This window comes from uncultured Maricaulis sp. (genome assembly GCF_963975345.1).
Classification (GTDB): domain Bacteria; phylum Pseudomonadota; class Alphaproteobacteria; order Caulobacterales; family Maricaulaceae; genus Maricaulis.
The window spans coordinates 36014-50742 of record NZ_CAXBGE010000008.1; the positions used below are offsets into that span (position 1 = coordinate 36014).

Annotated in this window: 12 protein-coding genes; all 12 read right to left on the minus strand. The window is 61.6% G+C overall.

Annotation, left to right across the window (positions count from 1 at the left end; genetic code table 11):
• Window positions 1–46: 46 nt before the first annotated feature.
• Entirely contained in the window at window positions 47–1219 is a 1173-nt protein-coding gene (locus tag AAC029_RS09935) for a M50 family metallopeptidase (protein ID WP_339747005.1), read from the minus strand.
• The gene (dxr, locus tag AAC029_RS09940; protein ID WP_339747008.1) at window positions 1216–2427 is read right to left on the minus strand and encodes a 1-deoxy-D-xylulose-5-phosphate reductoisomerase; all 1212 of its coding nucleotides are present in this window, start codon (window positions 2425–2427) and stop codon (window positions 1216–1218) included. Before dxr ends, AAC029_RS09935 begins: the two co-directional genes overlap by 4 nt.
• Window positions 2424–3227 (minus strand): phosphatidate cytidylyltransferase, encoded by an 804-nt coding sequence (locus AAC029_RS09945; protein WP_339747010.1) that lies wholly within the window; start codon window positions 3225–3227, stop codon window positions 2424–2426. Before AAC029_RS09945 ends, dxr begins: the two co-directional genes overlap by 4 nt.
• Complete coding sequence (locus tag AAC029_RS09950) at window positions 3211–3948, minus strand: isoprenyl transferase (RefSeq protein WP_339747012.1); 738 nt, start codon at window positions 3946–3948, stop codon at window positions 3211–3213. The genes AAC029_RS09945 and AAC029_RS09950 overlap by 17 nt, the downstream gene beginning before the upstream one ends.
• Before the next feature lie 25 nt (window positions 3949–3973).
• On the minus strand, window positions 3974–4540 hold the full coding sequence (gene frr / locus AAC029_RS09955; protein ID WP_339747014.1) for a ribosome recycling factor: 567 nt from the start codon (window positions 4538–4540) through the stop codon (window positions 3974–3976).
• Between the two features lie 17 nt (window positions 4541–4557).
• Window positions 4558–5337, minus strand: coding sequence for a UMP kinase (pyrH, locus tag AAC029_RS09960; RefSeq protein ID WP_339747016.1), 780 nt, complete (start codon window positions 5335–5337; stop codon window positions 4558–4560).
• A gap of 54 nt (window positions 5338–5391) precedes the next feature.
• Complete coding sequence (gene tsf, locus AAC029_RS09965; protein ID WP_339747020.1) at window positions 5392–6330, minus strand: translation elongation factor Ts; 939 nt, start codon at window positions 6328–6330, stop codon at window positions 5392–5394.
• 51 nt (window positions 6331–6381) lie between these two features.
• Entirely contained in the window at window positions 6382–7365 is a 984-nt protein-coding gene (rpsB, locus tag AAC029_RS09970) for a 30S ribosomal protein S2 (protein ID WP_339747022.1), read from the minus strand.
• Window positions 7366–7543: 178 nt separating this feature from the next.
• The gene (gene dnaE, locus AAC029_RS09975; protein ID WP_339747024.1) at window positions 7544–10987 is read right to left on the minus strand and encodes a DNA polymerase III subunit alpha; all 3444 of its coding nucleotides are present in this window, start codon (window positions 10985–10987) and stop codon (window positions 7544–7546) included.
• Window positions 10988–11253: 266 nt separating this feature from the next.
• On the minus strand, window positions 11254–11943 hold the full coding sequence (locus AAC029_RS09980; protein WP_339747026.1) for an ABC transporter ATP-binding protein: 690 nt from the start codon (window positions 11941–11943) through the stop codon (window positions 11254–11256).
• The gene (locus AAC029_RS09985; RefSeq protein ID WP_339747029.1) at window positions 11936–13255 is read right to left on the minus strand and encodes a lipoprotein-releasing ABC transporter permease subunit; all 1320 of its coding nucleotides are present in this window, start codon (window positions 13253–13255) and stop codon (window positions 11936–11938) included. Before AAC029_RS09985 ends, AAC029_RS09980 begins: the two co-directional genes overlap by 8 nt.
• Window positions 13248–14582: a proline--tRNA ligase gene (gene proS / locus AAC029_RS09990; protein ID WP_339747032.1), complete on the minus strand. Its 1335-nt coding sequence runs from the start codon at window positions 14580–14582 to the stop codon at window positions 13248–13250. The genes AAC029_RS09985 and proS overlap by 8 nt, the downstream gene beginning before the upstream one ends.
• Between the last annotated feature and the right edge of the window lie 147 nt (window positions 14583–14729).

The following is a 14729-nucleotide window of genomic DNA, read 5'->3' on the forward strand; positions in this document are numbered from 1 at the left end:
ACGCGCAGAACACTTACCATTGAAAATCGCCGCTCGTTGGGCCCGGTCAGAAAATCTGGCCGAGCAGATAATTCAGGTCATTCCAGGTCGCTACAAGCATCATCCCGAGGACAAGTGCAAGACCCACACGAAAACCGATCGCCTGCGCCTTCATACTTAAAGGACGCCGTGCAACCGCCTCATAGGCGTAATACACCAGATGGCCGCCGTCGAGGATCGGTATCGGCAAAAGATTCACTAAACCCAGTCCGACCGACAGAAAGCCGGCGAGATTAACGAGATTTATCAGCAGCAAAAACACACTCTGCGCCGCATCTGACCCGCGCTCGACGCTCGCCATCGCGGTCTGGCCAGCCGTAGTCGCAATGCCCAGCGGTCCGTTGAGCATGGTTGGCGGCGACCGCCCGGTCACGACATAGCTGACATAGCGACCGGTCATCGAGACCACGGTCCAGGTCTGGTCCATGCCATAGCCGATTGCGGTGAACGGATTGAACGTTCGGCGCAGGGCAACGCCATTGGACTGAATTCCCAGTCGCGCGATCTGGCGCTCACCACCATAAGGGTCCTCAACGGTGGTCAGGGCGGCAGCCGCGTGCAGGACGAGGGTTTCGCCATTGCGCTCGATCTGGAACGTCAAGCGTTCACCGGGCCGCCAACTCACTTCACTGGTTATGTCGCGAAAGCGGGTCACCTGCTGGGCATTGATTGCCGTAATGCGGTCACCCGGCAAAAAACCCGCCTCTTCGGCTGCCGAGTTTTCGGTAAAACCGCCGACCACCGGCTCCAGATAATTGACGCCGAGCGACTGTGCGAGCGTCGCAAAAATCGTGATCGCGAGAATGAAATTGGCGATCGGACCCGCCGCCGTAATAAAGGCTCGCTGCCAGATCGGTTTGAAATGATAACATTTCTCCGCGTCTGGCCCCATGCGTTCGCGAATTTCGGCGAGTTTGGCCTCATCCGGCTCGCTGGCCGCCCCCGCATCGCCAAGGAATTTGACATAACCGCCGAGCGGAAAAGCCGCGATGCGCCAGACCGTGCCCTGCTTGTCGCGCCAGGAGAAAAGAGTCGGGCCAAACCCCATCGAAAAGGCTTCGGCATGCACGCCACAAATGCGCCCGGCCCAGTAATGGCCAAGCTCGTGAATCACCACCACGATGGAGATCAGAAAGACGAAGGAGAAAATCGTCAGAAAGCCGCTGCCAATCAGGCTCATATTGAAGGTATCCGCGCTTTGGATTGTCCACTGGTCGCTATCAAATTGCGTGCCAGTTCGCGCGATCGCGCATCAATGGCATAGACATCGTCGAACGACTCCACGCCGCGAGGCATGTCGGGATCTGCGAGGCTGCGTTCGAGAACCTCTTCAACGCTGGCCGCAATGTCAAGGAAACCGATCCGTTCCTCAAGGAAGGCGGCGACGGCGATCTCGTTGGCGGCATTAAAGACGGCCGGCGCAATGCCGCCCGCAGCGATCACTTCGCGCGCCAGGCGCAGCGCCGGAAAGCGGACCTCATCCGGCGCTTCAAAATCCAGCCGCGCGATATCACCCAGCCGCATGCGCTCGACAGGCGCGCGCATCCGCTGCGGCCAAGCCAGTGCGCTGGCGATCGGTGTGCGCATGTCGGGCGAGCCCAATTGCGCCAACACGCTGCCATCGCGGTATTCCACCAGGCCATGGACGATGGATTGTGGATGGACCACCACCTCGACCCGGTCCGGCGTCAAATCGAACAACCAGCAGGCTTCAATAATTTCGAGGCCCTTATTCATCATGGTCGCGCTGTCGATCGTGATCTTGGCGCCCATTTCCCAGGTCGGGTGGGCCAACGCATCCTGACGCCGGGCCGTGCGCATTCGCTCGAGGGACCAGGTGCGGAACGGGCCGCCGGACGCGGTCAGCGTGATGGCGCGGATCGCCTCACGGCGCTCAAAGTCAAATACCTGGAAAACGGCATTATGCTCGGAGTCCACCGGCAGAAGCCGTGTTCCGCAAGCCGCCGCCTCACGCATGAACAGCGCACCCGCGCAAACCAGACATTCCTTGTTGGCGAAGGCGAGCGCGCGGCCCTGACGCAAGGCTTCCAGCGTCGGTTTGAGCCCGGCAGCACCGACAATCGCCGCCATGGTCCAATCGGCCGGACGGGCCGCCGCTTCACTCACTGCCGTATCACCCGTCCCGATTTCGATCTCCGGATGGCCAGCGAGGGCTTCGCGCAGCTCTGCTGCCGCACGCGGATCGGCAATTGCGACATAGTCCGCCCGATGCCGGATCGCCAACTTGGCCAGCGCAGCGGCATTGCGATTGGCCGTCAGCGCGACAACATCAAACGTGCCCGGTTCGGCACGCTCAATCAGGTCGAGCGTTGCCACACCGACAGACCCAGTGGCACCCAGCACGGAAATGCGGCGCGCGGCGGTCATGACGCCACCCAGCCAAGCGGCAAGAAGCGCTCGGTGAACACAGCCGCGATCACCGCCAGCATCAACGCGTCGACCCGGTCGAGCACGCCTCCATGGCCCGGAATCAGCGTTCCGGAATCCTTAACGTGAAAGCTGCGTTTGAAGATCGACATTGAAAGATCGCCTGCGACCGATGCGGTGGCGACTATGGCGGCAAACAAGCCCGTGCGTACCGGATCAAGCCCAAACACAACCCCCGCCGCGATTCCGGCCGCAATGCCGGCAGCAAGACCGGCCAGAAAACCAGACCAGGTCTTATTTGGGCTGGCTTGTGGCAGGAGCTTGGGTCCGCCAATCCAGGTTCCGACCAGATAGGCCAGGCTGTCAGCGGCCCAGACGATGGCAAACAGGAGGATGACCGATTCCAGCCCGTGCGCCGGGCTGGCGCGCATCGCGGCCAGTAATCCGGCAGCCAGCGAGACGTAAAGCACACCGATCACTTCCACCGACCAGCCGCGACGCCAACGTTCGACCGCGCTCGCCAGTGTCCCGGCCGCACCCCAAAGGACAGCGTCGCCAATACCGGTCTGCCCGGCAAGCAGAACCGTGCCGGAGGCAGTGGCGCAGGCGATCGCATACGCGACAGGCGGCGCTTCAGGGTCGGACATTTGAATCCACTCCCACGCCATTGCCGCTGCGAAGGCCGCGACCCAGGCGGTGAAGGGCAGATCGCCATACCAAAGCAGGGCCAGCGCCAGCGGCCCCAATAGGAGCGCTGAAATCAGGCGCCGGCGAAAGACCGGATCACGCCGCGCCAGCATCAAGCCCTCCATAGCGGCGTTCACGCTGCTGGAAGGTCTCGATCGCGGCCGCCAAATGCTTCGACTCGAAATCAGGCCAGAGCACATCGAGGAAGAGCAATTCAGCATAAGCCGCTTGCCAGAGGAGGAAGTTGGAGATGCGCTGTTCGCCACTGGTACGGATCACCAAGTCAACATCGGGCAAATCATCGGTGTCAAGCCGGGCAGCAAAGGCTTCACTATCGATCACGTCGGGATCGATCTCGCCCGCCTTGGCAGCGCGAGCCAGTTCGCGGGCGACGCGGACAATCTCATCGCGGCCGCCATAATTGAAGGCAATCGTCAGATGGAAGCCCACATTGTGCCGCGTGCCGGTTTCAGCGCGCTCGATAATGGCCCGAAGGTCATCGCTGAGATCGTTCCGGCGCCCGATGATGCGAATGCGCACGCCGCGGCCCTTCAGCGTTTCCAAATCCGCTTCCACATAACGGCGCAGGAGTTCGAACAGGGCGCCGACTTCATCGGCGGGCCGGTTCCAGTTTTCGGTTGAGAAGCTGAACAGGGTGAGATGGCGCACGCCCATATCGCCGGCGCTTTCCACGACGCGCCGTACGGCTTCAACCCCGCGCGCATGGCCAAATGCCCGTGGACGACCACGCGCCTTCGCCCAGCGGCCATTGCCGTCCATGATAATGGCGACATGCCTGGGCCCCGGACTGAGAGCGGAGACGTCCTCGCTCATGGTCTCGCTCCGCCGTGCAGGCCGATCAAACCTGCATGATCTCTTCTTGTTTGGCTTTCAGGCTCTCATCGATGCGCTTGATAGCGTCGTCCGTCAACTTTTGGACATCCTCGGCAAAGGACTTCTGTTCGTCTTCGGACAGAATGCCGTCCTTCTCCAATTTCTTGAGCCCGTCCATGCCATCGCGGCGGACATTGCGCACCGCGACACGGGCCTGTTCGGCATAACCGCCGGCCAGTTTGGCGATCTCGGCCCGGCGCTCTTCATTGAGGGGCGGGATCGGGATGCGCAACATCTGGCCTTCCATGATCGGATTGAGACCGAGCGGGGAGTTTCGGATCGCCTTGTCGACAGCCGGTGCCAGAGCGCGGTCCCAGACCGAGACGGTGATCATGCGCGATTCCGGCACGGATACGGTTGCCAGCTGGGTCAGCGGCGTCGGCGAGCCATAGGCCTCGACGCGGATCGGCTCAAGCAAGCCAGCGCTGGCACGCCCGGTCCGCAAGCCGGCAAATTCCTTGCGCAGAGACTCAACGGCACCGGCCATGCGGCGTTTCAGATCGTCCTCGTCATAATCGGTCGCGTCGCTCATGGCTCTGTCTTCCCTTGCTATTCGCTGCCGGCTGTTTCGGAGCGCACCTTGCCGATAATGGTGCACACGCCCTGCCCCGACAGCACATTCACCAGCCCGCCGGGCTGATGAATATCGAACACGACGATCGGAATGGCATTTTCACGCATCAAGGACACAGCCGAGGCGTCCATGACCCGCAGGTCCCGCGATAGAACATCGAGATAATCGAGCCGGTCATAGCGTTCAGCGTCGGGATGGGTCTTGGGATCGGCGCTGTAGACGCCATCGACCTGCGTGCCCTTGAACAGGGCGTCGCAACCCATTTCCGCAGCCCGCAAGGCGGCGGCGGTATCGGTGGTAAAATAGGGATTGCCAGTGCCGGCAGCGAAAATCACCACCCGGCCCTTTTCCATATGCCGCATGGCGCGGCGCCGGATATAGGGCTCGCACACCGTCGTCATCGGAATGGCAGACTGAACCCGCGTCTGGACGCCAATGCGCTCGAGCGAGCTCTGCATCGCCAGTGCATTCATCACCGTTGCGAGCATGCCCATATAGTCGGCGGCGGTGCGGTCCATACCCTTGGCAGCGCCGGACAGACCGCGGAAGATATTGCCGCCGCCAATCACGAGACAGACCTCAACCCCGGCGGCGACCGCATCAGCGACCTGCCCTGAGATATGGCTGGCGGTTTCGAGATCAATTCCGTTAGTGCGGGCGCCCATCAGGGCTTCACCGGACACTTTCAGAAGCACGCGGCGAAAACGCGGCGTGGCGGCGGGGCCCTGAGGCGAGGATGCAGATGAATCGGTCACAGGCGCAGCATATACAAAGCGCCGGCGCTTGAAAGCGCCGGCGCTCTGCTATTGTCAGGCTTTGCCGGAAACGGCGGCGACTTCCGCGGCGAAATCCTCTTCCGGACGCTTCTCCACACCCTCACCGAGGGCCATGCGGAAAAAGCCGGTGATTTCAATCGTGGTGCCGAGTTCGGCGGCGGCATCAGCCACCACTTTTTCGATCGTACGATCGGGATCCATCACGAAGGTCTGCTTCGTCAGCACGACTTCTTCGAGGAATTTGCGGATCCGGCCTTCGACCATCTTCTCGACAATGCTCTCAGGCTTGCCAGACTGGCGAGCTTGGGCGGAGAACACTTCGCGTTCCTTGTCGACGATGGCGGCATCGACGCCGTCAACATCAACCGAGAGTGCGACAGCCGGTGCGCCAGCCGCGATATGCATGGCAATCTTGCGGCCAAGCTCATTGAGCTTGTCGGCATCGCCGGTCGATTTCAAACCGACGATCACGCCCAGTGCGCCCATGCCATCGACGACGGAATTATGGACATAGCTGGCAACGACGCCGGGACTGGCGGTGACCACGGCGGCGCGACGCACCGACATGTTCTCGCCGATCGTCGCGATCAGATTGGTCAAATGGTCGGCAACCGTGTTGCCCGACGCCATTTTCACGGCCTTGATGGCCTCGATATCACCGCCGGCCGTCAGGGCCAGCTTGGCGATTTCGCCAGCGGTATTCTGGAAGGCGACATTGCGAGCAACGAAATCCGTTTCCGAATTCAGCTCGACAACCGCGCCGGTCCCACCATCAGTCGCAACCGCGACGAGACCTTCCGCAGCGATGCGGTCGGCCTTCTTGGCGGCTTTGGACAGGCCGGTTTTGCGCAGCCAGTCGATTGACGCTTCGATGTCGCCATCGTTTTCGGTCAACGCCTTCTTGCAATCCATCATGCCTACGCCGGTCTTCTCGCGCAGTTCCTTCACGAGAGCAGCAGTAATCGCAGCCATCGGTATCTCCTGAGTCTTGTGGTGTGATAGTCTTGTGGTGTGATCGAAGCTTTACGCGTCGGTCTTGTCAGAGTCGGACGAAGTGTCGGTCGCGGCCTCGGCGGCAGGCTCAGCGGCAACCTCGGCGGCAGCCTCCGGAGCAGGCTTGGCCGCCGCTTTTGGAGCGGCTTTGGCAGCAGCCTTCGGGGCAGCTTTTGGAGCAGCCTTGGCAGCGGCTTTTGGCGCAGCCTTTGGAGCGGCTTCAACAGCGGCTTCAGGCGCCGCCACTTCGACAGCAGCTTCTTCGACCAGAAGCTCGACTGGCGCTTCGGCTTCACCGATATCAACGCCCATCGCCATCTGGCTGTCGGTCATACCGTCCAGGACGGCATCGGCAATCAGGTCGCAATAGAGTGAGATCGCGCGGCTGGCATCGTCATTGCCCGGGATTGGCATGTCGATCAGGTCTGGATCGGAATTGCTGTCGAGGATGGCGATCACGGGAATGCCAAGCTTCTTGGCTTCCAGGATGGCGATGCCTTCCTTGTTGGTGTCGATCACGAACATCAGGTCCGGCACGCCGCCCATGTCCTTGATACCGCCGAGCGCACGCTCGAGCTTGTCGCGCTCGCGCGTCAACATCAGCTGTTCTTTCTTGGTCAGACCGCCGAGGCCGCCTTCGCTGTCGAACATGCCTTCCAGCTCACGTAGGCGCGCGATGGAGAAAGAGATGGTGCGCCAATTGGTCAGCGTACCGCCAAGCCAGCGGTGATTGACGTAATACTGGGCGCAACGCTTGGCCGCCAGGGCCAGCGGCTCGGAAGCCTGACGCTTGGTGCCAACGAACAGCACGCGGCCGCCCTTGGCTGCCGTATCGCGCACTTTCACCAGGGCCTGGTGCAGCAGCGGAACGGTTTGCGACAGATCGAGAATGTGAATGTTGGAGCGTTCGCCAAAGATGAAATCTTTCATCTTCGGGTTCCAGCGGTGGGTCTGGTGACCAAAGTGACAGCCAGCTTCGAGAAGCTGACGCATGGAGAAATCAGGGAGTGCCATCGTTAAATCCTTTTTCCGGTTGGCCTCCACGGAGCGGAGCCGTTCGACGTCGAACGGCACCGGAGCGAAAGATTTTGACACCTTCCGAGCTCCGCGTGCGGGATGGCGCGGCTTATACGTTTGAAGCCAGCCAATAGCAAGCGGTTCAACATGCCCCCGACACAGTGGCGCGCCTCGATCAGACGGTTTCGACAGAGGCAACGCCCGGCACGGCTTTCAGCGCCGCCTGAACAGCGGCATCGGCGCAATGCCGGCCGGCCAGTTTCAGCTCAACTTCGCCCCCATCGCGTAGCGGCACCAACAACTGAACCACGGCCCGGCGCTGGGCATCAGGACGGGTGTCGGCCCGCTCCATCCGCGCCTGGATTCCCGATAGCGCCCCAACATTGTCGAGCCGGATTCGCAGGCCATCCGCCGAAAACTGCGTGTCGAGCGCATCAATCCGGTCGGCGAAGAAACCGATCTGGTCTTCACGGGAATCGACGCGGCAATTGACCAGAATGGCGGTGCCGGCATCCAGCAATTCGCGCGACGCCTGCAACAGATCAGCGGCGACGAAGACTTCGAACTCGCCGGTCGGGTCCGAAAGGGTGACCCAAGCGAAGCGTTCACCATTCTTGTTGGAGACCCGCTCCTGGCGCCGCCGCACCACGCCAGCAAGTCGCAGCGCCGTCGCGCCATCGGCGACGCGCGCCGGGGCATCGGTGAAGAACACCACCCCGCGCTGCGCCAATTGATCGGCCAGATCATCGAGCGGATGGCCGGAGAGATAAAAGCCGATTGCGGCCAGTTCGCCATCCAGCCGCTGGGTTGCGGTCCAGGGCTCGCGTTCCGGGATGGTCGGACGCTCCAGAGCGACATCGGTATCGCCGCCGCCGAACAGGCTGGCTTGGGCGCTTTCGCGCTGCTCGGCTGCGTGCTGCGCCATTGAGATCAGGGTTTCAGCGGCACCGAACACCCGCGCCCGGTCGGGATCGAGGCTGTCGAAAGCGCCAGCGCGGGCCAGATTTTCGAAGGTGCGCTTGTTGACGTCGCGCGGATCGATCCGTTCGGCAAAATCATAGAGGTCCTTGAATGGACCATTTGCCACCCGCTCCTCGACGATATGCTCCATCGCCGCGAAGCCGACATTACGGATCGCGCCGAGGGCAAAGCGGATCGTGCCCTCCTCGACGGTGAAATCGGCGTGCGAGGAATTCACGTCGGGCGGCCGCACCTCGATCTTCATCCGGCGAATTTCCTGGAAGAAAGCGGAGAGCTTGTCGGTATTGGCACGATCGAGCGACATCAGCCCGGCCATGAATTCGACCGGGTAATTGGCCTTCAGATAGGCGGTGCGATAAGCGATCAGGGCGTAGGCTGCGGCGTGGGACTTGTTGAAGCCATAGCCGGCAAATTCAGCCACTAGTTCGAAGATATAACCGGCCTTGGCGCGGTTGACGCCGCGCGCTTCGGCGCCTTCGAGGAAGCGGGCCTTTTGCAGGTCCATCTCCTCTTTCTTCTTCTTGCCCATCGCCCGGCGCAGCAGATCGGCCTCGCCGAGCGAATAGCCCGACAGGATCTGGGCGATCTGCATCACCTGTTCCTGGTAGATGATGACGCCATAGGTCTCCTTCAGCACGCCCTCGAGATCGGGGTGGAGACAGTCAACCTCGGCGCGGCCGAATTTGCGGTCGACATAGACATCGATGTTTTTCATCGGGCCGGGGCGATAGAGCGAGATCAGCGCGATCAGATCCTCGATCAGATCGGGTTTCATCTTCTTCAGCGTGTCGCGCATGCCGGTGGATTCCAGCTGGAACACGCCGATCGCATGACCCGACGCCAAAAGCTCGAAGGTCGGACCGTCATCAAATTCGATCCGTTCAAGATCCGGCACATCCTTGCCCGCCACCGCCACATATTGTAGCGCCCGCGCAATCACGGTCAGGGTCTTGAGGCCAAGGAAATCGAATTTCACCAGCCCGGCCGGCTCGACCCATTTCATGTTGAACTGGGTCGCCGGGATGTCAGAGCGCGGATCGCGATAGAGTGGCACCAGCTCGCTCAGCGGCCGGTCGCCGATCACAACACCGGCGGCATGGGTCGAGGCGTTGCGGAAGAAGCCTTCCAGCTTCAGCGCGACTTCCAGCAGCGCCGCGACAGCGGGATCATTGCGCTGCATCTCTTTCAGGCGCGGTTCAAGATCAAGCGCCTGTCCGAGGGTGACGGGATTGGCCGGATTGGCCGGCACCATTTTGGCGAGCCGGTCGACCAGGCCGAGCGGCATTTGCAACACGCGCCCGACATCGCGCACCACGGCACGGGCCTGCAGCGTGCCGAATGTGATGATCTGGGCGACCCGGTCAGCGCCATAGCGCTCCTGGACATAATGGATCACTTCGCCGCGCCGTTCCTGGCAGAAATCGACGTCGAAATCGGGCATCGACACGCGTTCCGGATTGAGGAAGCGCTCGAACAGTAAGCCGAACCGCAACGGGTCCAGATCGGTGATGGTCAATGAATAGGCGACCAGTGATCCGGCGCCAGACCCCCGCCCCGGCCCGACCGGGATATCATGCTGTTTCGCCCACTGAATGAAATCGGAGACGATCAGAAAATAGCCAGGAAAGCCCATTTCCTTGATGACATTGAGTTCGAAATCGAGCCGTGCGCGATAGTCTTCCTCCGGTGCCGAGTCGGCGCCTTCGGCCAAGCGCAGGGTCAGGCCTTCATGAGCGCGCGCCGTCAGTTCATCCCCCTCATCGCGTCCGGCCTCGGTCGGAAAGCTGGGCAGGATCGGCGCATGCGTCCGGACCCGGAAGGCACAGCGTCGCGCGATCTCGATCGTGTTGGCGAGCGCCTCGGGCAAATCGGCAAAACGCGCATTCATCTCGTCCGGGCTGGTGAGATAATGCAAAGGTGTGACGCGGCGGCGATCCGCCACCGAGACATAGGAGCTTTGGGAAATGCACAGCAACGCGTCATGCGCCTTGTGCATCGAGGCGTCCGGGAAATAGGCCTCATTGGTCGCCACCAGCGGCAGATTGCGGGCATAGGCCTGCTCAACCAGCCAGTTCTCGGCCTCGAGCTCATCGGCGAGACCGTGCCGCTGCAGTTCCAGATAGAGCCGGTCGCCATAAGCGGCGTGCAGCTTGTCGAGCAGGGCTGAGGCATCGGGCTTGCGGCCGGAGACGATCAGGCGGTTGAGCGCGCTATCAGGCCCGCCGGTTAGTGCGATCAGCCCTTCAGCATGGGCCAACACGACTTCGAGCGGCACATGCGGTTCCTCGGTGCCATCGACATCGAGGAAGGCGGCGCTCGAGAGCGCCATCAGATTTTGGTATCCGGCCTCGTTCTGGACCAGGAGTGCGATGGTGCCGTCGGGACCCGCGCGTTCCCCGGGATGCGGCACGCCGAGCCTGACGGAGAGCGTGCAGCCAATGATCGGCTGAATGCCCGCCGCCGCGACATATTCAGAGAACTCCAGGGCGCCGTAGAGATTATTGGTGTCGGTGAGCGCAACCGCCGGCATGTCCTGCGCCAGACAGGCCTCGACCAAGGTCGGAATCCGGATCGCGCCTTCGAGCAGGGAATAGGGTGAACGGACACGTAGATGCACAAAGGGCTGTTTCGCGCTCATTGCCGCCTCTCCCGTCAAACCGTCACGATCACCACGAACACACCGCCCGTCGAATCCCGAAGTCTAACGCGATCAGACCGCGCCGAGAACCGATCCCCACAGGGTGATCATCCAAGCGAAGCCGAGAATGGCAGTCGCCGCCGAAATATCTTGAACCATACGACGCATTTTGAACCCCTTCGATGGCGTGTTCATGTTTTGTTCTTTTCATGGAAAAGGCAGAACGTCAAGCGGAACACGAAAAAATCGACTCAGGTTTGGAGGTGTCAGGGCCCGGTATAGGGCGTCAGATGGCCGTCGGCGAAAGTGACGACTCGGTCCATCCGATCAGCGATATCGTGATTATGGGTTGCCACCAGGGCCGCTGCGCCCTGCTCTCTCACGGTATCGCGAAACGCTTCAAACACCGTCGAGGAGGTCGCCGGATCGAGATTACCGGTCGGTTCGTCGGCCAACAATACCCGCGGCGAATTGGCCAAAGCCCGCGCGATGGCGACGCGTTGTTGTTCGCCGCCCGACAATTGGGCCGGCTGGTGCGCCGCACGATCGCTCAGGCCGAGCATGGCCAGAAGCTGGTCGGCTCGCTCAATCGCCCGGCGATGCGACACGCCACCGATCAGTTGCGGCAGCACGATATTTTCGCGCGCATCGAATTCGGGCAGCAAATGGTGGAATTGGTAGACAAAGCCGATATCGCGGCGGCGCATGGCGGTACGCAGACGATCCGTCATCGCCCGCGTCGCGACGCCGCCGATCAGAACATCGCCGCTATCGGGACGTTCCAGCAGGCCGGCCGCGTGCAGCAGGGAAGATTTGCCCGAACCGGACGGGCCGACCAGGCCGACAATCTCGCCCGGCTGCAGCACCAGATCGACGCCTCGCAGGACCTGCAGCGGGCCAGCCTCGGTGACATAGGTCCGCTCGATATTGCGCAGCTCGAGAACCGGATTACTCATAGCGCAGCGCCTCGACAGGATCGAGCCGGGCCGCTCGCCAGGCGGGTGGCAGAGTGACCAAGAGGGAGACGGCGAGACCGAAAATCGAGACGAAGGCGACCTCACCCCAGTCCAGCTCGGCCGGTATCCGGTAAAGATAATACACACTCGGATCCCAAACCTGGGCGCCTGTGACCCAGGTGATGAAATCCTGGATCGGTCCGACATTGATCACGAACAATATGCCCAGAATGATGCCGGCCAGCGTGCCGAGCATGCCGATACTGGCGCCGACGATCAGGAAGATCCGCAAGACCGACGCCTGGGTCGCGCCCATCGTGCGCAAAATGGCGATGTCGCGGCTTTTGTTCTTCACCAGCATGACGAGACCAGAAATGATGTTCAGCGCGGCGATGGCGATCACAATGGTCATCACCATCCGCATCGCCGACCGTTCAAATTGCAGCGCGTTGTAAAATGCCGGATCCAGCCGCGTGTAATCATACACCACCGCATTGGCACCGACGATTGTCGCGATCGGATCAACAAAGCTCGCCGCGAGCTGGGGATCGTCGAGCCTAACCTGGATCATGTCGATGGCCTGGTCGCGGCCGAAAAAGAGCTGGCCCTGCTCAAGCGGCATGAAGGCGATGGCATCGTCGATGGTCGAAACGCCGGCTGCCAGCAGCGCGCCGACATAATAGGCCTTGCGCCGCGGCGCGACGCCGAAGGAGGTCGAAGCACCGCGCGCGGTCAGGAAGGTAACGTAGTCACCGACATTGACGTTCAACCGCCTTGCCACGCCGGTGCCGAGCACGATGACATCGCCGCCATGGCGGCCGGCGCCAAACTCCTCGATCGAACCTTGGGTGATACCGGTGCGGCTGCGCGGATCACCGCCGCTGCGCACCACATCGAGTTGGCTCAGGTCATCAGGGCTGATCGAAAGCACCTGAATTACCGTTTCGTACTGCTCAGTGGAGGCCATGACCTGGCCCTGAACCACCGGATCGGCGCTCTTGACACCAGGGAGCGCTTCGATTTGCGCGACCAGACCGCCAATTTCATCCGGCTCGATGACGCGCGTGTCGACATAGACGTGGGGCTGGAAGCCCAGAAGCTGGCTAAACAGCTCATTGCGAAAGCCATTCATGATCGACATCACCGCGATCAGTCCGGTCACCGCCAGCGCAATCCCGAAAAACGAGATCATCGCGATCAGGGCGACGCCGCCATTCTTGCGCTTGGTGCGCAGATAACGCCCGGCAATCTGGAACTCATAGGGGCTGAACGGCATTGCGCCACCCGGATCGATCACGGGGGCCTCAGCCATGGGCGAAGTCTTTCGCGGCCAAGCGCGACACGGCGTCTTCTATCGCCAATTCATGCGTCTCGCCGCTACGGCGGATCTTGACCTCGACCTTGCCCTCTTTCAGCCCGCGCGGACCGACCACCAGTTGGTAAGGCAGACCGATCAGATCGGCGGTCGCGAACTTCGCACCGGCCCGATTATCGGTGTCGTCATAGAGCGGGTCGAGCCCGGCTTCGACGAGACGGGCATAGGCAGCGTCGCAGGCGGCATCGCAGGCCTCGTCGCCAACGCGCATATTGATGATGCCGACATCAAACGGCGCCACGCTGTCGGGCCAGATACAGCCCTTATCGTCATGATGCGCTTCGATGATCGCACCGAGCAGGCGTGACACGCCCACCCCGTAGGAGCCCATATGCACAGGCCGGTCCTGACCGTCGGGATGGGTGAGATTGGCCTTCATCGGCTCGGAATACTTGGTGCCGAAATTGAAGATATGGCCGACTTCGATGCCGCGGGCCGATAATTGCCGGTCCTTGGGAACAGCGGCGAAGGCCGCCGCATCGTGCATTTCCTCCGTCGCGGCATAGAGCGCCGTGCGCTGATCGACCAGCGGCTGCAAATCGCCGTCGAAATCAACGTCCAGGCCGGGCGCGCCCATCTCGACCAGATCGGCATGGCAGAAAACCTCGCTCTCGCCGGTTTCGGCCAGAACGATGAATTCATGCGAGAGGTCGCCGCCGATCGGGCCGGTATCGGCGCGCATCGGCACCGCCTTGAGGCCAAGGCGCGTGAAGGTGTTGAGATAGGCGACGAACATCCGGTTATAGGATTTTCGGGCACCCTCCTCATCCATATCGAAGGAATAGGTGTCCTTCATCAGGAATTCGCGGCCACGCATGACGCCGAAACGCGGGCGGATCTCGTCGCGGAATTTCCACTGGATATGATAGAGCAGCTTGGGCACGTCCTTGTAGGAGCGGCAGTAGCTGCGGAAGATGTCGGTGATCATCTCCTCATTGGTCGGCCCGTAGAGCATTTCACGTTTCTTGCGGTCGACAATGCGCAGCATCTCCTGGCCGTAATCGTCGTAGCGCCCGCTCTCGCGCCACAAATCCGCCGACTGCAAGGTCGGCATCAGCAATTCGATGGCGCCGGCCCGGTTTTGCTCCTCACGCACGATCTGCTCGATCTTTTGCAGGACTTTCCAGCCCAGCGGCAGCCAGGAATATATCCCCGCGCTCTGCTGGCGGATCATGCCGGCACGCAGCATCAATTGGTGAGAGACAATCTCGGCATCCGAAGGGGTTTCCTTCAGGACGGGCAGGAAAAATCGGGACAGGCGCATCGATATCAGTCCAAGCTGGAGGTTGGGTTCAATTAGACCGGGTCCGGCGCGCAATACAAGCGATGTGTCTTTGCGTGTGCAGATTAGCGGGCGCTGCCGGCATGCGAACGCGCACATCCCTTGCTTGCAAACACAACTGCACGCGGT